The organism is Sporomusa termitida, from assembly GCF_007641255.1.
GTDB lineage: Bacteria > Bacillota > Negativicutes > Sporomusales > Sporomusaceae > Sporomusa > Sporomusa termitida.
In genome coordinates, this window is sequence record NZ_CP036259.1 from 2,659,643 (window position 1) to 2,684,089 (window position 24,447).

A 24,447-nucleotide genomic window follows, 5' to 3' on the forward strand; every position below is an offset into this window, starting at 1 on the left:
TTGCGAAAAAATTTCTGGGAGGGGTTCTTATGGATAAGGAAAAGTTGTTGCAGCAGTTGCAACGCTACCGGCTACCTATTTATATTGTCGTCGTTCTAGGATTTATGTTAACTCCATTTAATCGCCAGGCGCCCGCAGTCATGGGGCCGGAACTCATTAAGGATCTGGGGCTCACGGCGGTTGATTTCGGCTTCATGGGTCTATCCTTTATGTGGGCCTACGCACTGATGAATGCACCGCTGGGTAATTGGCTGGACCGGATTGGTGTTCGCCGGGGATTAACCGCCCTTTTACTCATGATTAGTATCGGCAGTTTCATCTTTTGCACGGCGCAGACTTTTCTGGTAGCGGTTAGCGGGCGGATTCTTGTTGCCATCGCTGTCGCCGGTTGTTTCATTGCCGGAGTGAAGATCATTACCAATTGGTATAGTACCAAGGAGTTCCCAGCCGTATACGGTCTGTATATGGGATTTGCCATGCTGGGCGGGGTCGGAGCGACCGCTCCCCTGCAGTTTATGATGACAAATTACGGCTGGCGCTATTCATTTGCAGGCATTGGGATTGTCAGTGTAATCTTAGCAGTTATTGCCTACCTGGTTATAAAAGACCGCCCTGCCGACGTCGGCCTGCCCGGGCCGGATGAATTAACCGGCCCGGCAGCTCCCGTCGGCAGTAAAGCAGCCCCCCGGGCTAATGGCTGGGAAGCCTTCAAGGAAATTTGCCGGATGCCTAAACTGTGGGTGGCCAATTTTTGCATACTGGGCGTGAACTCCAGCGGGCAAGTGATTATTGCTTTATGGGGCGGGGTCTATTTAGCCAATGTTTACGGCTTAAGCAAACCGGTCGTTGCTGAGATCCTCATGGTTTCCGCAATGGGCCTGGTTATCGGCGCCTTTGTATCAGGCTGGCTGGTTCAAAAAATAGGGGTTCTCAATGTCATGTTATCAGGCACCGCGGTATTTCTAATCTCCTGGCTGTATATGACTGTATATATTCATACCCTCACTATACTCGAGCTTAAAATTCTGTTTGCCCTGTTCGGCTTTGTGCAGCAATATACGGTAAATGGCTACTTTTCCTTGATAAGGCAGTTGGTACGGCCTGAGCAAATGGGTACAGCCACCGGCTTAAATAATGGCTTTGTTTGGATTGTCGGCGCCGGGGCCTTTCAACAGGTATGGGGGTTGATTATTAACCATATATCACAAGGGGTAACCCCCTATCCGGCCGCGGCTTTCCAAACGGCGATGTGGCTGCAGGTGCTTGTTCTGGTATTGGGACTCAGTTGCGGCCTGTACCTTGCGAAAATGTTACGCAAGCCCGTCCAGGACATTAGCTATAACTGAACTTAACTTATCAATACGTAAAGGAGATTATATTATAAATACAATAGATGTTAAGAAGTTGCTTGATAATAATTCTGTCAAGCTCCCTCATTGGCTGCTGCTGCTCTGTTGTATCGCAGCCCTTGCCTTTGACGGCTATGATCTGGTTATATATGCCACAACCATCCCCATGCTGCTTGTCGAGTGGAATATAAGCCCCGCGTACGCGGGGCTTATCGGGAGTTACGCCTTTGGTGCCGGCGTAGTTGGTGCCGTCTTGGGCGGTGTGCTGGGCGATAAATGGGGAAGAAAAGCTACAATCATTACGTCTGTAATTATATTCACGGCAGGTACTTTTGCGACAACATTGGCCACCGGCCCGGTTTCTTTCGGAATATTCCGCACAATAACCGGGCTGGGTCTGGGAATGACCTCACCAAATGTATTGGCCCTCGTTTCCGAATACTTTCCCCATAAATGGAAGCAGGCCGCAGTTTCCGCAAGCGCCACCGGCATGCAGCTTGGCGGCATCATGTCAGCACTGGCCGGTATCTACCTGCTAACCCCTTATGGCTGGAAGTCGGTTTATTACTTCGGCTCCATTGCCATTTTTCTGGTACCCTTCCTTTTTTGGTACATGCCGGAAACCCCCTGGCTGCTTGTTGCAAAAAACAATGCCCGGCAACTCAGACTAATACTGAGCAAGTTCAGACCGGATCTTGTGGTGTCCGACGACGCACATTTTGAGTATCCTCAGGCAAAAGAAAAATCGTCGCTCGCCAATGTTTTTGCGGAAAATAGATTTACCAGTACAATACTTTTTTGGCTGGTGTATTTCATGAATATGTATATGATTTTTGGCACCACTACCTGGATACCGACTTTGATGATGAATGCAGGGCATGCGTTGGGAATGAGCTTATGGTTTTTTCTGGCTCTGTTCCTGGGCGCGGCCATGGGCAGCCTGATTTGCGGCTATCTGGCCGAGTATTTCGGTGCCAAACGGGTTCTGGTAATCCTCTACTATGGCGCCTTTTTTTTCATCTTACTGCTAAGCGTACCTATGGGCGTTTATGCTACGACTGTAGTTACTGGGCTTGCAGGCATGTGCACGATGGGAGCCCAGAACGTAACCCATGGCTATGTTACACAATATTATCCGCCGACTGTGCGGACGACTATGATGGGCTGGGGGCTGGGCCTAGGCCGGTTTGGCGGGCTGCTCGGGCCTATCGCAGGCGGTACGCTGCTGTCAATGAAGGTTACCCTGTTCCAAAGTTTCCTCTGGTTTGCAGTGCCGGGCCTGATTGCCGGCAGTGCAATTGCATTTGTTCAGAATCGGTATGGTTATGCGAATCGACTTACCTAATGATTGTCTTGATCTGTCAATTTTTTTTGCTAATTTTTTCGTTCGAATACCTTTAGCACACCTAACGCCCGCCACCGCGCCGCTGCGTAAGGCCAAATCCAGCTTAAGGCTTTTGCCAAAGCTGAAGACTATTTAACCAGTTTCGAAACCGCCTCCCTGGTATAAGGGCCGCCATGGCCGCCGTAGAATGAGTGGATATTCTTTATCGCCAACAAATTGCGGACACTATCTATCAGCTTTGCTTCATCTGTCGCAATAAAAGCTAAATTAAGATCTCCAGTGAAAGGTGATTCACGTAAAATATCACCAGTGATTGTTTCTCCCGAATCTAGCACCACTGAGACTGAACAATCACTGTGTCCCGGCGTATGAATAATTTTTCCCGTTACACCAAATGGAGTAAGATCGAAATCAGAATCAATAATTATATCGGGGTTAATCGGCTTTAGTACATCAGCGTCATCGTTTGCAATCATCTCAACGAACCGTTTGCCCTCTTCACCCCGTGGTATAAACGGTAACATTTCCCCCTTTTGGAGAACAGGCACGGCATGTTTATGGCATAATACGGGCGCACCGGTCAGGTCTTTCAGTTCATTGACACGTGAGCAATGATCCCAATGAGCGTGCGTAATGACGATAAGGCTAATATCTGCAGGCTGTATGCCCAGTTCTGCAAACGCCTGTACATAGGCTTCCTTCTCACTTTGGCACCCGGTGTCAACTATAATTATTCCCTGATCCTGAATAAGCGTCAAATTGGAGATGCCAAATTTTAACGGCGTTACCTTGCTCATATTACTCCCCCTCGCTGATTCCTTTATATCGCATGCCTCCGCACAAGCCATTAGAAGCTCCAGACCACGCCGACGGTAAGCTCCTTATCCCGGCCGCTCTGTCCGTCTACCGCGGTATCCATATAGATGGCATGGAGTGAAGTGCTCTTATTCATTTGGTGATTGTACTTATAAAACCAGCCATGCCAGTTGCTGTTGCCAAGCCACATGTTGGTGCCTTTAAAGGGGAAATTGCTGTAGGAATACATACTGTTCACCTGATTGACAGCATTGTTTTCCACCTTTTGATACTGAGCCACAAAAACATCCTTGCCCTTAACATAAGCACCGCCGACAAGATAGGCGGAATTATCGCGGTCAGCATTAGACCTGGCATACTCTGCATTCACCCAAAGATTAGGAGCCACATTGACGGAAGTATTAAGCGCCCAGGAGCTCAGGCTTATGTCAGAATCCTCCGGCTTATCATGGGCAGCAGCCAACCCCAGGGAGACCTGCGGAGAAATTTTCCCGCTTATTTCCGCTCCATACCAGGTGGAAGCTTTGCCCCCGTAGTAGGTTTCCATAATGTGAGACGTATTGGTCTTGCCGGCAATAAGCTTTACATCAGCTGCCCCCGCTTTCGTGGTGGCAATTAAACCGTCGAATTTATTATCAAACTCAACCTCGCTGCCGGTGCCGATAATCATCCCCTGCCCCAGCTTAACACCTTGCCGGCCTACACTCAGGTTCCAATCTCCCTGCGTCAGCCTTAGCCCGTACTGGTCAATTTGTTCATAGGACTTATTGGCACTATTGTCATTACTAGTCTGACCAAGCCTGCTTCGCACCCCAAAGCGGGTAAACATAGTAGTGTTGTCATCTATTTTTGCCGTTAGATTGATCCGGCCGGTGAATTGAAAAAACGATTCGTCAAAATCAGCATTGCCGATATTATCATCAAGGCTATAGCCCCTTAGCCGGAAATCCCCTGTAACATCAATCGGAACAGTGTCTAACGGCATTGCCGATGCAGTAAACGTAAAAGAAAATATACCACCTGCAATAAGAATAGGTGTTACAAACTTCTTCATCATATCCTTCTCTCCCCGTAATTTCATTATTAAAATTTTAGATTGATTACTACCGGTACATTTATTAGGATTTCAAAGCGCAAAGCCACAGGCTTATCAGTCTAATGAGTTTATCAGTTTGCTAAACCAGCAATTACAAAAACTAATTACCGCGATGGTTTCCGGCCGGAAAACCAGGCAATCGGCACTTTCATTATGCCGAAATCAGAAAGTCAATTATAACCAGACTCTCCTTTCTTTATAATATTTTGAATACTTTGTTTATTCTAGCATATCCAGTTTTAAGATCATATGTATTGCAATCCTAAAAACCTATTCTCAATTTATGTTGAAAACACAATTGACAATGGCTTGTTCTAGAAGTAATTTAATAGAAAACTGGAAAGGCCCTAAAGTTCCCACTATGAACTTTAGGGCCTTTTCCCTATCGATTACTTACCCCTAACCGCCGCTGCCATTGTATTCAGGTTGCTTTTTATGTCCTGCTGCACTAAATTACGCGTTCATACCCGCCACAAAACCTTCACGGGAAGCCTCTATCGCCTTGCGGGCTTTTACCGCGTCGCCCACAACAACCACTTCACACAGGTCTTTTAGTTCCGCCTGCAAAGGATTATACGCTCTGGTGCCAATGGCAAGAACTACGGTGTCGCAGGGGTGGAGGGTCACGCAGCCGCCCTTTTCAATAAGCGCTCCCTGTTCAGTAATACCGGCCAGTCTGACTTGGGTTACAACCTCTACAAACTGTTTTCTGAGCAGATCTTTGAGATCATCCCGGATGCCGCCTTCCATTTCCAGACCGATTTCCGGCTGCATTTCGACCAGCGCCACCTTTTCCCGGCATTGAATAGAGAGATAAGCCGCCGTTTCCGACCCAATCATGCCACCGCCGGCCACCAGTACATTCAAGCCGGGGTCCACGCGGCCGCGCAGCACGTCTTCGGCTAACACCACGTTCGGGCCGTCGATCCCCGGCAAATTGGGAATAATCGGCTTCGCACCGGTGGCAACGATAACCTTGTCGGGCTTCCCGGCCTTAACAATGTCGGCCGTCAAAGCGGTGTTCATATGCAGAGTAACCTTCAATTTTTTCAGTTGCCGGTTGAGCCAGGCAAGATAGGAGAGAAAGTCGCCTTTATAAGGAGGATACCCCGCAGCAATAAACTGACCGCCCAGCGAATCAGCTGCCTCGAAGAGATGCACCTCGTGGCCTTTGCTGGCCGCGCCCCGGGCCGCTTCCATACCGGCGACACCGCCGCCGGCAATAAATACTTTTTTAGTGACTGGTGCCTGGGCATAATCAGTCTCAATCTCGTATCCCAGTTCAGGGTTTACCAGGCAGTAAATAGGAACCTGCTGATAGGTGGACGCGGTACAGCCTTGCAGACAGGCAATACACTGACGCACCTCCTGTACTTGTCCGTTTTTTACCTTATTGGGAAAATGCGGATCGGCCAGGGACCCCCGCCCCATAGCAACGAAATCTGCTTTACCGCTGGCGATAATGTCCTCCGCCATCGTCGGCTCCTGAATCTTGCCCACAGTAATCACCGGTATCTTTACCAGCGTTTTTGCTTCCTCGGCCAAGTGCACATTCCAGCCCCGGCTTTGAAAGAAGGACGACACCGAGCAAAGGGAGGAACGGATGCCATACAGGCCAAAGGTCAAATGGATAGCATCTGCGCCCCATTGTTCAAGGTCGCGGATAATCTGGCGCGATTCGAACATAGTACGGCCGCCCTCGGAGTATTCGGCACCGGAAAGGCGTACCTGCACGGGGAAATCAGGGCCGACTGCCTGCCGCACTTCTGCCATTACTTCCCGTAACAGGCGGGTACGGTTGTCGTAATTGCCGCCATATTCATCAATTCGCTTGTTGGTGCTGGCGGAGAGGAACGTATGGATCAAATAACCATGAGCCGCATGGATCTCCACACCGTCAAAGCCGGCCTTGACAACATTGCGGGCCGTAATGCCAAAGTCCTTTACAATTTGCTTAATTTCTTCCACCGTCAGCTCACGGGGCAGCTCTTTGTTCCAGGGGCAGATGAGCGGCGACGGCCCTACCGGCTGGACATTGCCGTTAACGCAATGGTTGCTCTGCCGTCCGGCATGGTAAATCTGGCAGAAAATTTTTGAATCATACCGGTGGATGGTATCGGTCAGCTTTTTATGGCTGGGGATCTGTTCCTCCTTATACAAGCCGCCGATATAAGGATAACCCATAGCGTGTTCGTTAACAGCGTAATTTTCGGTAATAATCAAACCCCAGCCGCCTTTGGCCTTTTCCTCATGATAGGCGATATAACGGTCGGTGGCCGTTCCTTCCCGGTTGTTGAGATTGGCTACCATCGCCGGCACAACCAACCGGTTGGGAATTTCACAGGTCCCAATTTTCAGGGGAGAAAATAGATGTGGAAACATATTATTCAATCGCTCCTTATTAAATTCAAGTCTAAGGGTATACCCTTAAACTTGAAACAAATTTATTGTCCGGTGGCAGCAGCTATCATAGCTTTAACATTCTCCACTTTGGCATTGGGGGGTACACCGCAGCCTGAGGAAAGAATAAAGCCTGGCCCCATGTCCCTGATTAAGCGCATACTGTAGTTATATACATCGTCAGGCGTCCCCAGGGTAAACAAGGCCGCCGGAACATCCCCCTTAATGCACATACGGTCACCAAGCACCTCTTTGATTTTATAAATGTCGGTGGCGGCATCGGTTTCAAATACACACTTCCCGTTCGGGAAAGAGCGGAAAAACTCCAGGTCCCGTTCCCAGTGCGAATCAATGTGAAAGTTTACAACAGCCCCTTCTTCAATGATAACGTCGGCTGTTTCCTTAAGATATTTCCAGACAAACCGCTGCCACAGCTTCGGCACAAAAAACTCACTGGCCCCGCGGGCCGGCGATAAAAATACAACCTCCGGCTTAGCTGCCCGTATCTGTTGCCGCAAGTGTTCATGATTTTCCTGTTGGATTACGTCCAGGACAGCCTCAACCTTGTCGGGAATCTTATACAAATCCCTGACAAATTTAGGCATGGAGCGCCCGCCATTAAGATACTCGTACACAACTGCGCCGGACAGCGGGGCATATACCAGGCAGCCATTGTCTTCAAAATTTTTAATCATTTGCGGCGTTTCCGCCAGTTCGGCAAACAGCTTGTCAAGCGGAATATTCAGCCTGTTTTGCAAATAATCCATCATAAACGGTGTCCAGCCTTTATTGAGGATCGTGTCATAATCCTCGACTGTCATCATTTCCTGTTCCTGCAATTGCCACATCACGTTGTCCGGCAATTCAACTCCCGGGAGTTTGACCTTAGCCATATACACAAGGGGCATAATGGCCCCAAAGGCAACCGGATTGGTAGTTCCGTCAGCCCCTAATGCCTTCATTGATTCGACCATCACCTGATTGGATCTTTTTAAACTTGAGCAAAAATCTGCCAGCTTAACCCCCAGATGCTGAGCACAGAAGGCATCGGCGATCGGTATTACCGGCGTCCTGTCGGGTTTTTCCAGGGCAATCGCTTTTCTCAGCCTGTCCTTGCGTTCCTGGAGCAATTCTGCATTTGATTTCACAATATCCCTCCGCTTCTAAAATAAAAATCTTGGGTCGATTACAAAACAACATTTTTAATCCCTGGCACTGATTCCCTACAACTTTGAATCAGTGCCAGGGCAGGCAGGGGCTGGTAAGCATGCGTCTGCCTATTGAGGAAATATTACAAATTCTTAGTTTATTGTAGCATGACTAACGTTCCGCTTATATGTATCTAAATCCTGAAAGTATTGCATAATTTTATGTTCAAAACACAATTGACATTTGCCCAGTCATGATTTGATTTAAATTTCAACTTTACAAAATTTAAATTACAGTCTGCCGCTTTGCGAATAAGCAACAGGAAAAATTCGTACCCGGTTTTCAATAAGCTGCGGGCAGCTTATTGAAAACCGGGTACGAATTTAATACTTGTATTTACAACGCTGTATATAAGACTGATACATTTGGTAGTTGTTATTATCTGAAATCAGCACAAGTGAGCAACAAATAAGAATAATACAGTTTAAACATCGCAAAATCGTTCTCCATATCGATAGCAAAGAGTTCCTTAAGTTTTTGTATGCGATAGGCAGCAGTATTTTTGTGTATATAGAGTGCCTGGGCTGTCTTAATAAGATTTTTGTTGGTATTAAGATACGTCCATAAGGTTTTAAAATAATCTGTCCCATGCTTCTTATCATAGGCCTGTATCTGCATAACCGTCGAACTGCAGTAGTATTTCAGGTCAGGCGCATTCTTGTTTGCGTTGCGCAGCGTCAATAAGATATCGTAAAATTTATAATCTTCATATTCAAAAATATTGCCTGCAGCCTGCAGCAGCGATGCAGTAAACAACGCACTTAAAGCTTGACTGTAGAACAGGCGCAGATTATAAAGGACGCTAAACGCATCGCTAAGACCTGCGCAGAGAGTATTATCCCGGCAGAGTTTTTCAAGCGCCAGCCGCGCTTCGGGTAAGATGCCGCTGTCACTTTTCGTTTCGACAAGCACGACTACGTGATTTTTATAATGGAAAGACCAGGATCTCGGAAAAAGTGCTTCGAGCGATCGTTTGAGAAAACTGTCGGTGGCATCAGCGTGGGCATATTTAGTAATATCAATTGCTATAAGCTGATAAACAGCGCCTTTTTTGAAGTGTGTATCCCTGATTCTGCTCAAGAATACACTTTTGCTGTCAATTGTGCCTTCCAGCAAGTCGGTTAACAGGTATTCAGAGCGTTCGCCCCCTTTATAAGTTCGCATTTTTTTTTCAAATAAAATAGCTTTTGCGCAGACATTGCTAATCTGCTTGTACAGCTCGTTATCAAGCTCCGCTAAATTTTGATTTGCTTCCAGGGTTACGAGATAACCCAAATGATGATCGTTCAAATAGATTTTGCTGATCAGACGCCGGAGCGGACTAATGTCAAGTTCATTATAGTAAGGAGTATTATCATTAGGAAGTGTCTTGAAAGAAGTATGGCGGTAAATTGCCGAAACGTATTCATAGGTAAAATAACCGCGCTCATTCGTTTCATTCCAGGGCGAATCCGTTGTCTTGCAGGAACGGGAATAGGCCAGTACATGGTAGCTTGCATCCATTATCTGTATAGGATTATGAACGAATTTGGCGATCATTTCGGCCAGGGCATTAAGATTATCCGCTTTTAGAAATATATCCAGCAGTTTAAACGAGCCGTTTAAAAAATCCCACTCTCGATAAAACAACTGTTTGACCTGATTGAACAATTGAAAAGCGTCTGTTTCCCGTGGATATCCCACAATGACCATATTGTTTAAAGCAATACCCGCAAAAGGTTGATCACAGTCCATCACCAACAGCATTGCTGCACTTTCAACATAATGTAATTCACCAAGCTGCGAGGCAAGGCCAATATATAATATGCCTTCGTTAAAACATTGCTGCTTCCTGGTAATAAAAGAAAGGTTTGTAAAGGAATGAATCCCATTTTCGTAAGCAATGAGACGAGGTAGAAAAGGCGTTGTCTGATCAAGGATTTGTGTCAAAGAAATCATAAATTCCTCCTGTCAATTATGTTTGGGATACAAAAATCACCTTATTTTTTGTGAACAGCACTCATATCTATTAAAATTTCATAATGGTATGATTTTTATGTATAATTCGCAATATTAAAAAAAGGAGGGAATAAATATAATATTTAGCACCTTGATTATTCGAAATAATCAACGAAATTTTTAGGAGGGCGATTAGAATGGAAAGAACTATTCCCGCAAAAAACATGTCGACAACTCCGACTACGGGGAATACCGGATTCTATGGAAAAATCATCTTAGGTCTCATAATCATGTTTGGTTTTGGCTTATTGCCGGCGCCGCACCCAATAACACCGGTCGGGATGAAATTGATAGGCATTTTTATTGGCCTGATATACTTTTGGGGCTGCGGCGAACTGAGCTGGCCCAGTATACTCGGCATTGTGGCCATTTCTTTCTATATACATGACATTTACCCGCCCCAGGGTCCTAACCCTCTTCCCGCGATTTTCAAGGCTATTGAAGGTTCAGCAGGCAACTGGGTCGTTGCTTATCTGGTAGCCAGTTTGCTGCTGACATATACGTTAAACGAGACAGGCATCATTAAACGCCTGACCCTCTGGTTCATGACCCGCACTGTCGTTAAGAGAGGGCCCTGGACTTACACGGTAGCACTGCTTTCCACGGTAATGTTTATTGGTCTGTTCCTGGATGGTTTGGTAACAATGATTTTTTTTCTGGCCATCGCCTACCACATGTTTGAGAAACTAGGCTATAAAAAAGGCGATGCTTATCCTCTTATGCTGGTAATTGGGATAACCTTCACAACCAACATGGCCTTCGGCATGACGCCTATTTCCCATACAATCGTCTTAATTGGCATGGATGTATACGCCCACCTTACGGGAGTACCGATCGGTATGCTGCAGTATATGCTGGTAGGCATTCCTGCCGGCCTCGTCGTATTTGCCTTAATGCTCCTGTTCTTCCGCTACTGCGTAAACCCGGATGTAAGTAATTTTCAAAATATCGACTATGACAAACTCCTGGGGGAAAGACCCGGCCCGATGGGACTCCGGGAGAAAATGACAGCCTGGATTTTTGGCCTGGTCGTTCTTTTTTGGATATTGCCCGGGTTTTTCGATCTATTTGCCCCCACATTACCGATTACAAAATTTCTCCATGAAATAACGATACTAGTGCCAACATTCATCGGCGTTATTGTCATGTGTGTAATAAGGGTTGGCGGCAAACCGCTCTTGGATTACGAAGCCGGCTTCAAAACCATTCCCTGGGGGGTTACGACACTAATCATGGCCGCCATGCTCATTGGTGCTGTTCTGACCGAAAAGACATCAGGTATTACAGATTATGTTGTTAGTCTCATTATGCCGCTTGTAAACTATGGTTTGTCTCCTTTTCTACTGATCGCTACCCTGCTGACCCTACTCATCGTGTGTGTCAATTTTGCCAACCATGTCCCCATGACCATTTTAATGCTGGTCGTGTGTATCCCCATGGCGGCAACAATAGGTATTGATCCGCTGGTGTTGGGTACAATTATTATTCTTGCCGCCCAATTTGGCTTCTGCGTTCCGTCATCGTTGGCCTCCATCGCTCTCATCTACGGCGATCCTTGGGCTAAGCCACGAAAAGTGTTGCTATATGGACTAGCCGTTATGGTGTTCTCTATTATCGGCATAATCCTGATCGGATATCCTCTGGCAGTAGCTATCATGAATTAATAAACACTGTAAAGTTATTGAAATCTCTACCGATGCAGCTACTATGTTCTCTCATGATCTTATTAGGTAAAAGAAGTTTGCAATAATGCAAACTTCTTAACCTTACTCACCACCACCTTCTTTTTATCAGTCGAACCGGCCATATTTCTCCACTGCTTCAAAAAAAGCTTTGACATTTTCATGTTTGGCATTAATTGGCACATTGCAGCCGGATGAATAAATCAGGCTGGCGCCGCTTTTACGGAAAGTAGTGATGAGCTTCCTGGCATACTCATCAAGTTCACTGGGAGACGCTACGGTAAACAGCGCGGCTGATACATCACCCATAATGGCGCAGTGATCCTTCAGGATGTCGTGAGCCTTGAACAGATCGGTGGCACTATCGAGTTCCAGTACGAATTTTCCTTTAGGCAGTTCCAGGAAATACTCCAGATTCTTCGTCCAGTCACCGTCATAATGGAGAATGGGAACAATATCATTTTCAATCAGGGTATTAAGGAAATATTTCAAATTAGGCCATACAAACCGTTCGAAATGCTTCAGGGAAATGAACTGCCCGCAGCCTCTGACGCCGCCTACAAATACCCGGTTGACGCCGGTGGCTTTAATAGCCGGAATGGCACTGGCCAGCAGGTCTTTGGTCGCTTTGGTCAGTATTTCCTCCAGTTCCCCCCCCATTTGAAACATATCTTTATAAAACTTTTCGAGGGACCGCATAATAGAAAATGCTTCAAAGGGGAATGTGCCGATAATAAAGCCGTAACACGAACTTTGTCCGCGCGCCAAAGTTCGGGCAATTTCATCGGCCCTCAGCCTGGCAGACTCTTTTATCCCTGCCAGCACCTCTTCTCTGGTGGTTTTATGGCACCGTTCCAGGAAAGTCAGGCGGTACTCATCAAAGCTTTTTGCTTTGATGATGGCGTAATCATCCCGGTTCATAGCCTCAAATTCGATAATCTGATACTGGGCGTTATCATCCAGTCCTTCGCCCGGCAGGCGCATCTGGCCGGGACCGCACTTATGGGCAACCGAAGCAAAACGCCCGCACAGCATCCAGGAGTTACAATCCCATACCGGGTATGTTTCCCACACTTTTTGGACTGCCGCCATGGCCTTATCCCAATCTGTCATGTACTCTTTGTTAGTAAGGCCCGCAAACTGACCGGCATATTGTTCAATAATCGGCGCACAAACGATCCGGTCCACCGGTTGCAGATTTATCGCCGCAACAATTCTTTCTTCTGCTGTCATAGTATCTCTTCCCATTTAGTATCATTCCTTCCAGTATTAGTAGTTATTTAGTTATTAAGTGGACTGGTACCGGCAAATCAGTTGTAACCCGCAAACTATGCGTTTGACTAACCTGGGTTATTTAGACTGGCTCAATGCAGTATTGGCAGCGTTACCCTGCCAGGCGTGATCGGTAGTAAAATAAAACAGGGAAGCGCTAATCAAAGGGATTATTGAAAACAAGACAAAATCCAGCGGTACCGGCACATTATAGGTTAGGAGCGCGCCAACTACAAGGGGGCCGATAATGCCGCCAAGACGCCCTACGCCAAAAGCCCAGGTTACGCCGGTGGCGCGGCAGCTTATCGGATAGTTTTGCGCGAAATACGATGCGGCTACCCCCATAATTCCATGCTGGCAGGCACCGGTAAGAAACAAAACCACCGACAGCACAGCGGCATTGGACAACTGCCCTAAACTGCTTACAAGCACCAGCAGGCAGGCTGCAATAATCAGAAATGTCTTCTTGCCGCCGAACTTGTCCTGGGACCAGCCCCAGAGCGGGATACCCAGAATGAACCCGGCATTCCAGGTCAGTGTAAACCACAGGCTGAAATTCAGGGACCAGCCCTGCAGCGTCATCAGCTTAGGCAGCCACACCAATACACCGAAGGTGAAAATATACAGAAATATGTTACCGATCCAAAGAAAAATCGTATTGCGTGCCAGACCGTCGCGGAACAAAGCGGTAACATCACTCTTGCCGGCATTGAAGCCGCTTAGCTGATACTCATCATCAGGACGCGGTGTAAAACCAGGCTCTGCCTGGGACAATACCCGGGCCACTTCCTCCTTCCGGCCTTTCCTCAACAGGTAGCCCATTGATTCCGGCAGATAATGCTGCAGAATAACCAGGAAAACGGGAATGGCCGCCACATAGAACATAACCCGCCAGCCATAGGTACTTAACAGCGCCAGCCCTGTCAGTGTGGCAATTAACGTTCCCGCCCCCTGCCCGGAAGTGACCCATACGCATAAACGGCTCCTGATCGCTTTGGGGGAATATTCCGATACATGGGCGATAGCCAGCGGGTAAGCACTGGCCAGGCCCAAGCCGGCTATAACCCGGCACAGGGCAAACTCGTTAAAGTTATCGGCAAAGCCTACGGCGGTCGTAAAAATACAATAAGTTGCCGTTGCCAGCATCATTGCTCTTTTACTGCCTATCTTTTCCGACAAGGGTCCGGCGAGGAAGGAGCCGGCAATCATGCCTACAAATCCGTAACTGCCCAGCAAGCCAACCTGGGCCGGTGTCAGGTTCCAGTCCGCCATCAGTTGGGGAACAACAAGGGAGAAAACATTAAGGTCAAAGCCGTCAAAGATGGCCGTCAGCATGCTTACAAACAAAACATTTTTGTAGAATTTGTTAAATTTTCCCTGGTCAATAATCTCATTAACCGCTACTGTCCGCATTCAGATCACTCCTTATTTATAAAAAAAAGCCTAGCTCGAAGTAAGCAAACACAAGGCATGTTTGCTAACGAGCCAGGCTTAATTACTCTATAGCAAAATTTTGTTCTGCTATCATATTTAAGCCACTCATATCAATAATGTAATTCTGCCCGGGTTATTCCTTTGCGAGATAGGTCATGCCCACATAGTGGTCGGCGTCGGTAAAGGCGGTGTATGTGACCGGCTTATAGCCGGCCAAAGTAATCCTGATAGCGACCTGCTTGTGCTTGGGCAGCCATTCGATTTCCCAGTCGCCAAAGTAGTTTGTCTCGGTCTCCCGGGTTTCACCGGTCTCGCTGCAGGTCACCTGCACCCTGGCGCCGCTGCAGACCTCCTCCAGCTCGCGGGGATAATAAACGGTACCGGCGAGAAATACCGTGGGAATATTTAGGTGCACTACATTCGTAGCTCGGCCTGCCAGCGGCTCCAGTTGGGTAATGCGATTCTCAGCAATTACTCTGGCGATGGCGCTCTCAGGGTCGTCCAGATCGCCAAAAATCAAGGCGTTGTTGGGGCAGGCCTCTACGCAGCGGGGAACCTTAAGCTGTGGATCGCCTAAATGGGTCAAATAACCGGAAGCATCCAGCAGTTCGGCGCACATGGTGCACTTTTGCGGGATTGCCAGCTCCTCGTTCCAGTAGACTGCGCCAATGGGGCAGGCATCGACAATGGCCTTCTGGCCCTTGGACTTAACAGGATCAATAATGACAATACCATCGGGCCGCTTATATACCGCGCCATTCGCCGCGGCTGCCATGCAGGCCGGTTCCTGGCAATGGGAACAGGGGGTCGGCACGGTTGCCGTTTTAATTTTGCGCGAACTGTCACCCCGTTCCCATTCACGGATATCCAGCCAGAAGTGGCCCATCATCGGCTGCGGCGCGGACAGCGCGGAAGCATAGCCACAATGCTCATCCTTGCAGGCCATGTAGCAGCAGTAGCAGGACATGCACAGGCGCGAGTCTATCGCAATTCCTAATCTCATCTTGCTGCAGCTCCCTTCTTCAGATATTCTTCCCGTACCTTAGCCTGGATCGATTCAAAACCGTGACCCTCAATGATTTCCTTACAAGTCGCCGACTCCGGGTCGGCAGCCAGGGCAACCGCGTCCAGCTTGTATTCGAAGCACTGGCCGGCGGGCAGCGGGCCTTCGTACTTGCAGATATCCATCAGGGTGGAATTGGGTGCCATGCCGGGAACCATACTGCCGATGAGTTTGCCCGGCGTAAGCAGGTTAACGCAGCCGCCGATATCCATTGCGGTCTCTCCCGGCGCCACTGGATTGTAAATACCGGATGAGCCGTAGGCATGGATGGTATTCTCTTCTACGCGGTAGGTAACGCGCGCCACGCAAACTACGCTGCCGCGCTCGTTGAACAACAACACCAGGTCCCCATCCTTGATGCCTTTTTCTGCGGCCTTCTGCGGATGGATGCGAGCGATTAAATATGGATTACCGTTAATATAGCGGCGGTTTTCCGGAATCTCCCATAACCAGGGCGTGGATGAGTTATGCTGGGTATGGTAATCAAAGCGGGGATGTGGGGAAATAAGATGGAACGGATACTTGCGCGCCTTCAGCGAATGATGTCCTTCCCAGCTATATTTATAAGTGGCGATAGGAGTACGGGTCTCATCGTGGGGCGCCCAGTGCAGCAGGGACTCGGAAACAAACTCGAACTTGCCGGTAAAGGTGCCGAGCTTGCCCTCCTCCTGGCAGGGCTTATGGTTCGGAGTGTCGCAGGGATAGCCCTCGGCAAACCAGCGGAAGCCGTAGTGACGCTCCCAGTCTGCCGGGACACCGGCCACATAATAGCCTTTTTTGATAAAATCTTCCCAGGAAATCCTGTCGCACAGGTCCGATTTCTCCCAAAACCGTTTGCACCAGTCCAGCTCGCTGCGGCCCTCGGTGTACTCCTCGCCCCAGCCCAGCTTTGCCGCCAGTTGGGAAAATATCCAGTAATCAGACCGCGATTCCCACAGCGGCTCAATGGCCTTGTCCTGAAATACTACGATTTGCCAGTTGCAGCCGGTCTGGGAATGGGACTGGTAGCCGCCGTTGCCTGAGTTGCAGAACTCGCCGATATCATAGCGCTCCAGGTTGGTGCAGGCAGGCAGGATGACATCGGCAAACCGGGCCTCACCGTGGAAATGGATGTCCTGATTGACCACAAACTCCAGTTCCGGGCTTTTATACATACGGACCCATTTGTTGGTATCCAGCATGGTGCCCATGAAAGTGCCGCCATAGCGGTAGAATAAATGCACCTTGCTGCACCCTGGTTCGGGATAAACGTGTTCGGTAAACTCCAAGTCAATCCCGCCGCCGCAGAAGCCTTCACCATGCCACTCATAATGGCCATCAAGAATGGCGTCAGGCAGGTTAGGACGGTAGAGCTTCTGGGTTACACAATTGACTGCGGTACGGTCGGCAATGGGCTGGTTGGCAATCTGGGCCAGCGGGTCGGAATAGCCGCCAAACCAGAAGTTATAGTCCATGGGGGCGCCGGTTGTACCGGTCCAGATGTTCTGCCCGGGCTTGCCCATGCCTTGCATGGCAAAAAGCTGAACCATCAGGCGGGCAAACTCGGTGCCATTGGCAGTACGGCATACGCCGCCAAAGCCGCCCCGGAGACCGCTGCCGCCCATTGTCCTGGTCGAAGCCCAGCGGCGGGCCAGCGCCTTGATGTCGGCGGCGGGAATTCCGGTCTCGGCTTCGCACCACTTAGGGGTCTTGGGAGTACGGTCCACGCCCTTGCCCAGGATGTAGTCAGCCCATTCATCAAAGCGGTGGGCGTGCCTGGCAATGTATTCTTTGTCATAGGTACCCTCGGTCAGCCACACATACGCGATGCCTTCACAAAGGGCGGCATCGGTGCCGGGCCGGGGAGCAAGCCACTTGTCGGCTTGCTTAACCGCCGAGAAGTTGTTGAAGGGGTCGATATAGATGAACTGCACGCCCATATCGTCCAGCCAGCGCCGCCACATCGTAGACTCGTTGGCCGCATAGCCGCCCCGGGTGGTATCGGGGTCATGAGACCACATGATCATAGTCTCCACGTTCTGCAGGGCATCTTCCAAGAGGTCAAAAGTCTCGCTGCCCCCCAGGCGCCAGTAATAGCCGTAGGTGTGGGGCGCACCCCAGGTAAAGCCTTCCCAGGAGTCAGGATTATCCATAATCTGGGTGTACCCCAGCATCCGGAAGAAACGGGCAAAAGCGGACAGCTTATAACCCAACAGGCCCCAGGAATGATGGGAGCCGGTAATAGCGGTAACCGATTCTTTGCCATAGGTAGTCTGCACCCGCTCGATCTCGCGGGCCACAAGCTCCAGCGCCTCATCCCAGGTGGCACGGCGATAGCCCGATTTCCCCCGGTTCTCGGTATTGCGGTTCTGTCCATCCGGCGTTTCCACAAAATCCGCGCGGATCATCGGATACCGGATACGGTCATAGGCATAGGCCCGGTTTTTCTCAGTCAGGGCGATAAGCGTCGTTGTGGCTTTGCGATAGGGTGTGTATTCCCGGCCCCGCGCTTTAATAACCCAGCCCGGGGGGGCGGTTTCGTCAAAGATGATTGGCCTGATGCGCCGGATAACACCATCAACTGTGTGTATGGCAATAGGCCCGCCGACACATATGCTGTGGGTAACTTTTTCAACCACTGGTTTTTCCTCCCTTAGTAATGATGCCTCCATTAGTCAACCGCAACCAATGACTTGGCCAAATCTGATGTGGGATGAATCTTGATCATGCCTCCCGCCAGATTGCCGTTGATGACTTCAAAACAGCGGAGATTATAAACCTCTGACACCACTATTTTGAAGACTCTGCCGTCAGGAGCCCGGTACAGGCTGTTCAGTTTGAATAAGTGCTGAATCATAATGTTATTAGCCACTGTTAACCCTCCCCTCCAATCAGCCCCGCCTGTTTGTGTAAAAGCAAGACTATTTTACCTTTTTGAAACTGAATTGCAGCCCATATTTTTCATAGCGCACGCTGCCGGCCGGCTGCCAGTCCTCAAGGCTGTCCATAACCGCGTGCACTGCAGCCATTACCTCCGTAGCGGGCACGCCGCAGCCGCCTAAGCCCTCATACCAGATCTGGCGTACACAGATCGTGTCGCCGGGGAATGCGGCCAGATACTGCGCTACAGCGCCAGACAGTTTTTCAGCATCGCCGGTAGAAATCTTGGCCATAACAACACCTCCCATTGCTAAAAAATTCTATTGATTTCCTCATTGGCATTTAATCGCAGTACAGCGAATGCTGCTGATACGATCCTGTTATTGTCCTGCTTTACCCGGCTGGGGACAGCTAAATTCTATGTCGCCATCCGCATCTCTGTCGTTGCCGGGAAACATGGCCACAATGCCCGCTTCCGCGCTGCTCATAACCCCATAGATATTGAAATTCTTATCAAATTCCACGCTAAAGAGGGAATCCGCCAGCTTGGCCAGATTGCGGATAATTGCCGTATATTTTTCGTCTTTGGAAAACCGTTTCTGTCCGCCCTGGGGCGAGTCGGGTGAATGAGAAAATAAATGGAACTGATCATCAAATTCCAAAATGTACAGAAAATCATTTTTGGAACGGGCAACGACCATATTGTCAGCGGCCAAAGCCTGCATTATTTTGTCGCCCTCTTTGGGCAGAACACTCAAATTGATGATGTTTTTCACGAATTAAGCCTCTCCTTACCTGTTGCCGGCTTGTACAGCCTTTGATTTATAACCGGACATAATTGTCCAGTAATATTATATACCAGAAAAAACACCCGGCCGCCGCTGTCAGCCATCAACAGCGCTAATAGTTTTGGGCAATTTTTTCTAATATTGCTGCCGTAGCACTTAATTCTTCAATTGAGGCCGTAATTTGCTGTAATGCTGCCGCCTGTTCCTGAAAGGTGATGTTTTCATTGGCGATTTCAGCGGCAACTTCCTGAACATGATCCTGAATTTTTTTAATAGTTTCACCAACTTGTTTTATACTGGCAGTACTGGACACCGATAATTTCCTGATTTCTTCCGCCACAACGCTGAAGCCCCGGCCCTGCTCACCGGCTCTGGCTGCTTCAATCGCCGCGTTAAGTCCTAAAAGATTGGTTTGACTGGCAATATTCTGGATAACATTAAGAATGCTGTCAGAATTTTTTGTTTCACTATGGGTCATGCCAATCTTTTCCAATATTGATTTACTCATACCGGCAGTGTCCTGGACACCGGTGGTTATAGTGCTGATACCGGCCGAGATTTGCTGGAGCGCGGCTGAAACATTTTGTGATATTTCAGAAATTTGGTCTTGCTGCTTAAGGCTTCTGGCAATCCCAATGGCCCCGATTACATTACCGTCGCCGTCTTTAAGAGGAATGCCGGTTCCCCGCACCGCGAAGCCAAAAATATCTTTGCCGATCTTCAGGGTAACTGCTTTTTCCTGCTGCAAAGCCTCGTAAATCGATGTGCCTTTAAGTATTGGATCACCCACTTTATTGGGAGAAGGTAAATTGGGATTCTGCAAAAATAATAAGTGCTGTTCCCGGTCGGCTAAAACGATATTTACATCCTCGTCAAAGAAGCTGGGCAAATAGGGGGCAATTGTATGAAAAGCTGCAAAAATCTCCTCAGTCGTTTTTGACATTATCAACGCTCCTGCCAATGCCCTTTTACTTATCGCCTGCCAATGGGAAACTCTTATAACCCTCCTTATAGTTATTGGCAGCTCGATTCCGCGAAAATACAAAAAGCCTAACTCATAGAAAGCAACAAATAAATTGTCGCCGGTCTAATGAGCTAGGCTTAGATACTTTACGCCAGAATTTGCATTCTGATCCCATATATAAGCTACTCAGGCAAATTATTAATTTTATATTCTGACTATTATTATAAGCCAGGATTCGCTGTCAGTCAATTACCCGCTACTGATTGCAGCTAAAAGTTTCTCGGCCCTGACCTGATTTGCCGGAAATATCCGGTACTCTGTGAATCTTGCCGCCACAGCCTGCTGGACGAATTATAGCTGTTCTATAATTGTAGCAATTCCCTGTCCGCCGCCGATGCAAAGAGTTGCCAGCCCCCGCTTAACCCCGCGTGACTGCAGGGCATGAAGCAGCGTAACCAGGATCCGCGCCCCGCTGGCTCCAATGGGGTGGCCAAGAGCGATGGCGCCACCGTTGACATTAACTTTTTCCGGGGCAAGGCCAAGTTCTTTTCCCACTGCCAGAAATTGGGCGGCAAAGGCTTCATTGGCTTCAATCAGGTCAATGTCGTCAATGGTCAGTCCGGCGTTGGCCAGTGCTTTACGGGTGGCCATAACCGGCCCCATCCCCATAATGGCAGGATCGACACCGGCCGCTCCGTAGCCGGCAATCTTAGCCAGCGGCTTTAATCCTAACGCTTTTGCTTTCTCAATACTCATAATCAATAAAGCGGCCGCACCATCATTGATGCCTGATGCATTTCCGGCCGTTACTGTGCCACTTGGCGCAAAAGCCGGCTTAAGCCTGCCCAGCGATGCCAATGAGGTTTCCGGTTTCGGAAATTCATCTGTAGAAAAAATGCTGTCGCCTTTTTTACTTTTTATTACCACCGGTACAATCTCCTGTTTAAAGGCGCCACTTGCGATTGCCTGTTGCGCCTTGCTTTGCGACGCCAGGGCCAGCTCATCCTGTTGTTCGCGGGTGATGCCGTACCTGGCCGCCACGTTCTCGGCAGTAATTCCCATATGATAGTTGTTAAACGCACACCATAGTCCGTCGTTAACCAGCACATCATTCACACTCTGATGCCCCATACGGTAACCCCAACGCGCTTTATTAAGCACATATGGCGCGTTAGTCATGCTTTCCATGCCGCCGGCAATAAGTATGTCGGCATCACCGGCCAGAATTGACTGGGCAGCGCTATTAACAGCTTTTAAACCTGAACCACACACCTTATTTACGGTATAGGACGGTACCGCCACCGGCAGGCCGGCTTTTATTGCCGCCTGGCGAGCCGGGTTTTGACCAAGACCGGCTTGCAGAACATTGCCCATTATGACTTCCTCTACCGAATCTGGCGGCAGATCCACCTTTTGCAGAGCTGCGCTGATTGCTATGGCACCAAGTTCGGGGGCTGAAAATGAGCCTAAAGAGCCGTTGAAACTGCCAATTGCAGTACGCACAGCACTGACAATTACCGCTGCTTTCATTAAATTTCCTCCCTTTTTATCGGTTCCGCCTGGCCATTATCTTAAACCGCCATCTCTTTAACATCGGCAGCGACCACAAAATCTGCCGCCGTAGCGCTTTTAACCGTTTCCAGGTCAACGCCGGGCGCCAGCTCTGTCAATACCAAGCCCTGTTTGGTAACCTCAAAAACACAATAATCGGTTATGACTAAATCCACTTCCTGGCAGGCAGTAAGCGGCAGAGTGCATTTTTTTAATATTTTGGGATTGCCGCCTTTGCCCACATGCTCCATGGCCACGATCACCCGCCGGGCGCCGACAACAAGGTCCATGGCTCCCCCCATACCGGGAACCAGCTTGTTAGGGACCATCCAGTTAGCCAAATTTCCTTCCTGGTCTACTTCCAGGGCGCCCAGTACGGTAGCCTGCAAATGACCGCCGCGGATAATTGCAAATGACAGGGCGCTGTCGAAAGTCGCGCCGCCGGCTAATATGGACGCCGGCTGGCCGCCGGCATTCGTTATATCGGGATCCGGCCAATCATTTCCCGGTCCTAAGCCGACGAAGCCGTTTTCCGAATGCAGCGTAACCTGGATATTGGCGGGGATATAGTTTGCGGCCAGTGTGGGAATGCCAATGCCAAGATTTACGATGTCCCCGTCTTTAAATTCCTGGGCGACCCGTTTGGCAATCAAAGTTCTATTATCCAAAATATACTTCCCTCCTGTTAACTCTTTACAATAAAGTCTACGAAAATGCCCGGCAGCATGACCTCATCCGGATCTAACGCGCCAACAGGTACGATCTCTTGTACTTGTGCAATTACCGTTTTGGCCGCAGTACCGATTACCGGATTAAAATTGCGGGCCGATCTGCGGAATACAAGATTACCGTTCTCATCCGCTTTATGGGCGTTGAGTAATGCGATTTCCGCTGTTAAGGGCTTCTCCAACAGGAAGTTCTGCCCATCCACGTTAATAATTTCTTTTCCTTCCGCAACCACCGTGCCCACGCCGGTCGGAGTAAGTATCCCCCCCAGCCCGGCCCCGCCACAACGGATTCTTTCAATCAGCGTGCCTTGCGGCACTAATTCCACCGCCAGCTCATTGGCCTGCATTTGCCGGCCTGTTTCCGCATTGGTGCCAATATGAGAAGCGATGAGCTTCTTTACCTGTTTCGCAACGATCAGCTTGCCTATCCCCTTGGTTGGGAACCCGCTGTCATTGGCGATGATGGTAAGTTCCCTGCAGCCCTTGTCAACCATGGCATCTATCAATGCCTCCGGTGTTCCGCACCCCAAAAATCCGCCAATCATGATAACACTTCCATGCTCAAGGTGCGCCAGGGCCTGTTCAACAGTCGTGAGTTTTGCCATTTAATCATCCTCCATGCTTTTACAATCCCAAAGTATATGCTGTTTATATCACTACGGCGGCCTATGCCAGCATAATCGAACCCACATTCACACTTTTAACCAGGTTGACTGTCCTTGCCTGGGTTTTCATAGATTAAAAAACTTATTTCTAATAAACATTGACCGCTTTGCGCCGGCAGGTGGCAAGAGCCTATTGCGGTTATGGAGCAACGAATAAATGTGCTTGTTCTTCGCCTCTTAACACGCGCAATACACCATAGGCCAGCGCTTCCAGTTCGTTTTCGCCGGCGACAATTTCCACGGGGGCAATAAAGGCTACCCTGGCGGTAATCCAGCCGGTAATCAGCGGGGAATAGGCCAGTGCTCCGGTCAGGATGATGCAGTCAACCTTGCCTTTAACTACCGGCGCCAATTCGCCAATGCCTTTGGCAGCCTGGTACGCCATACCCTGATATATTAATTCTGCGTATTTGTCGCCGTTATTGATCTTTGCTTCCACTTCCAGCGCGTTATTCGTTCCCAGATAGGCAACCAGCCCGCCCTGGCCGCGCATCCGCTTGGTAGCCGACGCCCTGTTATGCTGGCCGGAAAAGCAGAGGTCCACCAATTGCCGGCAAGGCACCCGGCCGGCCCGTTCCGGTGAAAATGGCCCTTCTTCATCAGTAAGAACATCAATCATTCTGCCCCCGCTGATTACGGTCGCGGTTATGCCGCCGCCCATATGGGAGACGATAAAGTTTACGTCCCGGAAATCCTTGTTCAGTTTTTTTGCCATTTTCAAAGCAACAGCCCGCATATTCAACACATGGCAGGAGGCTTTGCGGGTAAGCTCCGGCACGCCCGTCAGCCTGGCAATCTCCTCCAGTTCATCGACCACTACCGCATCATAAATATAAGACGGGATACCGGTAGAACCGGCCAGTTCGTAGGCAAGGATAGCGCCCAGATTCGAGGCATGGTCGTCAATAGGCCGGAATGTGAGAAAATCGACCATTGCTTTATCAATTTTATAAGCGCCCTGCTGTAAGGGCGGAAGTTTCCCACCGCGGCCGGCTACGGCCGCAAGCTCTGTTAAGGAAAAATCAGCCTCCTGCAAGCAATTCAGAATGGCCTCTTTACGCATTTGCAGCTGATCAACCATTGACTCATACGAAGCTAATTGAGCCGCATCATGTAAAACCGTTTTATGAAAAAGTTCGGTTTCATTCTCATATACCGCAATCTTGGTGGATGTGGAACCAGGATTAATCGACAATATCTTATAGATTTTTTCCATCATAAATTTGCT

Annotated in this window: 20 protein-coding genes; 3 read left to right on the top strand and 17 right to left on the bottom strand. The window is 49.1% G+C overall.

The window, feature by feature from the left end:
- The first annotated feature begins 29 nt into the window (after positions 1-29).
- Complete coding sequence (locus SPTER_RS12590; RefSeq protein WP_144350707.1) at positions 30-1,346, top strand: MFS transporter; 1,317 nt, start codon at positions 30-32, stop codon at positions 1,344-1,346.
- A gap of 58 nt (positions 1,347-1,404) precedes the next feature.
- Positions 1,405-2,694: an MFS transporter gene (locus SPTER_RS12595; RefSeq protein WP_170233249.1), complete on the top strand. Its 1,290-nt coding sequence runs from the start codon at positions 1,405-1,407 to the stop codon at positions 2,692-2,694.
- A gap of 128 nt (positions 2,695-2,822) precedes the next feature.
- Here the strand turns inward: SPTER_RS12595 and SPTER_RS12600 are convergent, their stop codons facing one another.
- From SPTER_RS12600 to SPTER_RS12620, 5 genes are all read right to left on the bottom strand, one after another.
- Positions 2,823-3,491: an MBL fold metallo-hydrolase gene (locus SPTER_RS12600; RefSeq protein ID WP_170233250.1), complete on the bottom strand. Its 669-nt coding sequence runs from the start codon at positions 3,489-3,491 to the stop codon at positions 2,823-2,825.
- 50 nt (positions 3,492-3,541) lie between these two features.
- Positions 3,542-4,567, bottom strand: coding sequence for a porin family protein (locus tag SPTER_RS12605; RefSeq protein WP_144350710.1), 1,026 nt, complete (start codon positions 4,565-4,567; stop codon positions 3,542-3,544).
- A gap of 492 nt (positions 4,568-5,059) precedes the next feature.
- Positions 5,060-6,988, bottom strand: a complete 1,929-nt coding sequence (locus SPTER_RS12610; RefSeq protein ID WP_144350711.1) for an oxidoreductase — start codon at positions 6,986-6,988, stop codon at positions 5,060-5,062.
- 62 nt (positions 6,989-7,050) lie between these two features.
- A complete protein-coding gene (locus SPTER_RS12615; protein WP_144350712.1) occupies positions 7,051-8,154 on the bottom strand; it encodes a uroporphyrinogen decarboxylase family protein in 1,104 nt (367 codons plus the stop codon).
- A gap of 439 nt (positions 8,155-8,593) precedes the next feature.
- A complete protein-coding gene (locus SPTER_RS12620) occupies positions 8,594-10,153 on the bottom strand; it encodes a PucR family transcriptional regulator (protein ID WP_144350713.1) in 1,560 nt (519 codons plus the stop codon).
- A gap of 197 nt (positions 10,154-10,350) precedes the next feature.
- Between SPTER_RS12620 and SPTER_RS12625 the strand changes: the two genes are divergently transcribed.
- Positions 10,351-11,877 carry an SLC13 family permease gene (locus SPTER_RS12625; RefSeq protein WP_144350714.1) on the top strand — a complete coding sequence of 509 codons (1,527 nt, stop codon included), beginning with the start codon at positions 10,351-10,353 and terminating at the stop codon, positions 11,875-11,877.
- A gap of 126 nt (positions 11,878-12,003) precedes the next feature.
- Here SPTER_RS12625 and SPTER_RS12630 read toward each other — a convergent pair whose 3' ends face one another.
- The 12 genes from SPTER_RS12630 to buk all read right to left on the bottom strand — a co-directional run bounded on the left by SPTER_RS12630 (position 12,004) and on the right by buk (position 24,438).
- Positions 12,004-13,128, bottom strand: coding sequence for a uroporphyrinogen decarboxylase family protein (locus SPTER_RS12630; RefSeq protein ID WP_246105291.1), 1,125 nt, complete (start codon positions 13,126-13,128; stop codon positions 12,004-12,006).
- 117 nt (positions 13,129-13,245) lie between these two features.
- Positions 13,246-14,580, bottom strand: coding sequence for an MFS transporter (locus SPTER_RS12635; protein ID WP_144350716.1), 1,335 nt, complete (start codon positions 14,578-14,580; stop codon positions 13,246-13,248).
- A 154-nt stretch (positions 14,581-14,734) separates the two neighbouring features.
- Positions 14,735-15,604, bottom strand: coding sequence for a 4Fe-4S dicluster domain-containing protein (locus tag SPTER_RS12640; protein WP_144350717.1), 870 nt, complete (start codon positions 15,602-15,604; stop codon positions 14,735-14,737).
- Positions 15,601-18,282: a molybdopterin-dependent oxidoreductase gene (locus SPTER_RS12645; RefSeq protein WP_170233251.1), complete on the bottom strand. Its 2,682-nt coding sequence runs from the start codon at positions 18,280-18,282 to the stop codon at positions 15,601-15,603. Before SPTER_RS12645 ends, SPTER_RS12640 begins: the two co-directional genes overlap by 4 nt.
- A gap of 32 nt (positions 18,283-18,314) precedes the next feature.
- Complete coding sequence (locus SPTER_RS12650) at positions 18,315-18,515, bottom strand: hypothetical protein (protein ID WP_144350719.1); 201 nt, start codon at positions 18,513-18,515, stop codon at positions 18,315-18,317.
- Between the two features lie 49 nt (positions 18,516-18,564).
- On the bottom strand, positions 18,565-18,816 hold the full coding sequence (locus SPTER_RS12655; protein WP_144350720.1) for a hypothetical protein: 252 nt from the start codon (positions 18,814-18,816) through the stop codon (positions 18,565-18,567).
- A gap of 87 nt (positions 18,817-18,903) precedes the next feature.
- Positions 18,904-19,299: a hypothetical protein gene (locus SPTER_RS12660; RefSeq protein WP_144350721.1), complete on the bottom strand. Its 396-nt coding sequence runs from the start codon at positions 19,297-19,299 to the stop codon at positions 18,904-18,906.
- A gap of 124 nt (positions 19,300-19,423) precedes the next feature.
- The gene (locus SPTER_RS25665) at positions 19,424-20,254 is read right to left on the bottom strand and encodes a methyl-accepting chemotaxis protein (protein ID WP_144350722.1); all 831 of its coding nucleotides are present in this window, start codon (positions 20,252-20,254) and stop codon (positions 19,424-19,426) included.
- A 372-nt stretch (positions 20,255-20,626) separates the two neighbouring features.
- A complete protein-coding gene (locus SPTER_RS12670; RefSeq protein WP_144350723.1) occupies positions 20,627-21,805 on the bottom strand; it encodes an acetyl-CoA C-acetyltransferase in 1,179 nt (392 codons plus the stop codon).
- Between the two features lie 41 nt (positions 21,806-21,846).
- A complete protein-coding gene (locus tag SPTER_RS12675; RefSeq protein WP_144350724.1) occupies positions 21,847-22,494 on the bottom strand; it encodes a 3-oxoacid CoA-transferase subunit B in 648 nt (215 codons plus the stop codon).
- Positions 22,495-22,511: 17 nt separating this feature from the next.
- A complete protein-coding gene (locus SPTER_RS12680) occupies positions 22,512-23,159 on the bottom strand; it encodes a CoA transferase subunit A (protein WP_144350725.1) in 648 nt (215 codons plus the stop codon).
- Positions 23,160-23,358: 199 nt separating this feature from the next.
- Positions 23,359-24,438, bottom strand: coding sequence for a butyrate kinase (buk, locus tag SPTER_RS12685; RefSeq protein WP_211367272.1), 1,080 nt, complete (start codon positions 24,436-24,438; stop codon positions 23,359-23,361).
- Between the last annotated feature and the right edge of the window lie 9 nt (positions 24,439-24,447).

Excerpts from the sequence above, each read along its gene's own strand:
- SPTER_RS12655 (WP_144350720.1), bottom strand. The coding sequence starts at position 18,816 with ATGGCCAAGATTTCTACCGGCGATGCTGAAAAACTGTCTGGCGCTGTA.
- SPTER_RS12620 (WP_144350713.1), bottom strand. The coding sequence starts at position 10,153 with ATGATTTCTTTGACACAAATCCTTGATCAGACAACGCCTTTTCTACCT.
- SPTER_RS12680 (WP_144350725.1), bottom strand. The coding sequence starts at position 23,159 with ATGGCAAAACTCACGACTGTTGAACAGGCCCTGGCGCACCTTGAGCAT.
- SPTER_RS12600 (WP_170233250.1), bottom strand. The coding sequence starts at position 3,491 with ATGAGCAAGGTAACGCCGTTAAAATTTGGCATCTCCAATTTGACGCTT.
- SPTER_RS12625 (WP_144350714.1), top strand. The coding sequence starts at position 10,351 with ATGGAAAGAACTATTCCCGCAAAAAACATGTCGACAACTCCGACTACG.
- SPTER_RS12605 (WP_144350710.1), bottom strand. The coding sequence starts at position 4,567 with ATGATGAAGAAGTTTGTAACACCTATTCTTATTGCAGGTGGTATATTT.
- SPTER_RS12635 (WP_144350716.1), bottom strand. The coding sequence starts at position 14,580 with ATGCGGACAGTAGCGGTTAATGAGATTATTGACCAGGGAAAATTTAAC.
- SPTER_RS25665 (WP_144350722.1), bottom strand. The coding sequence starts at position 20,254 with ATGTCAAAAACGACTGAGGAGATTTTTGCAGCTTTTCATACAATTGCC.
- SPTER_RS12670 (WP_144350723.1), bottom strand. The coding sequence starts at position 21,805 with ATGAAAGCAGCGGTAATTGTCAGTGCTGTGCGTACTGCAATTGGCAGT.
- buk (WP_211367272.1), bottom strand. The coding sequence starts at position 24,438 with ATGATGGAAAAAATCTATAAGATATTGTCGATTAATCCTGGTTCCACA.
- SPTER_RS12590 (WP_144350707.1), top strand. The coding sequence starts at position 30 with ATGGATAAGGAAAAGTTGTTGCAGCAGTTGCAACGCTACCGGCTACCT.
- SPTER_RS12610 (WP_144350711.1), bottom strand. The coding sequence starts at position 6,988 with ATGTTTCCACATCTATTTTCTCCCCTGAAAATTGGGACCTGTGAAATT.
- SPTER_RS12630 (WP_246105291.1), bottom strand. The coding sequence starts at position 13,128 with ATGACAGCAGAAGAAAGAATTGTTGCGGCGATAAATCTGCAACCGGTG.
- SPTER_RS12640 (WP_144350717.1), bottom strand. The coding sequence starts at position 15,604 with ATGAGATTAGGAATTGCGATAGACTCGCGCCTGTGCATGTCCTGCTAC.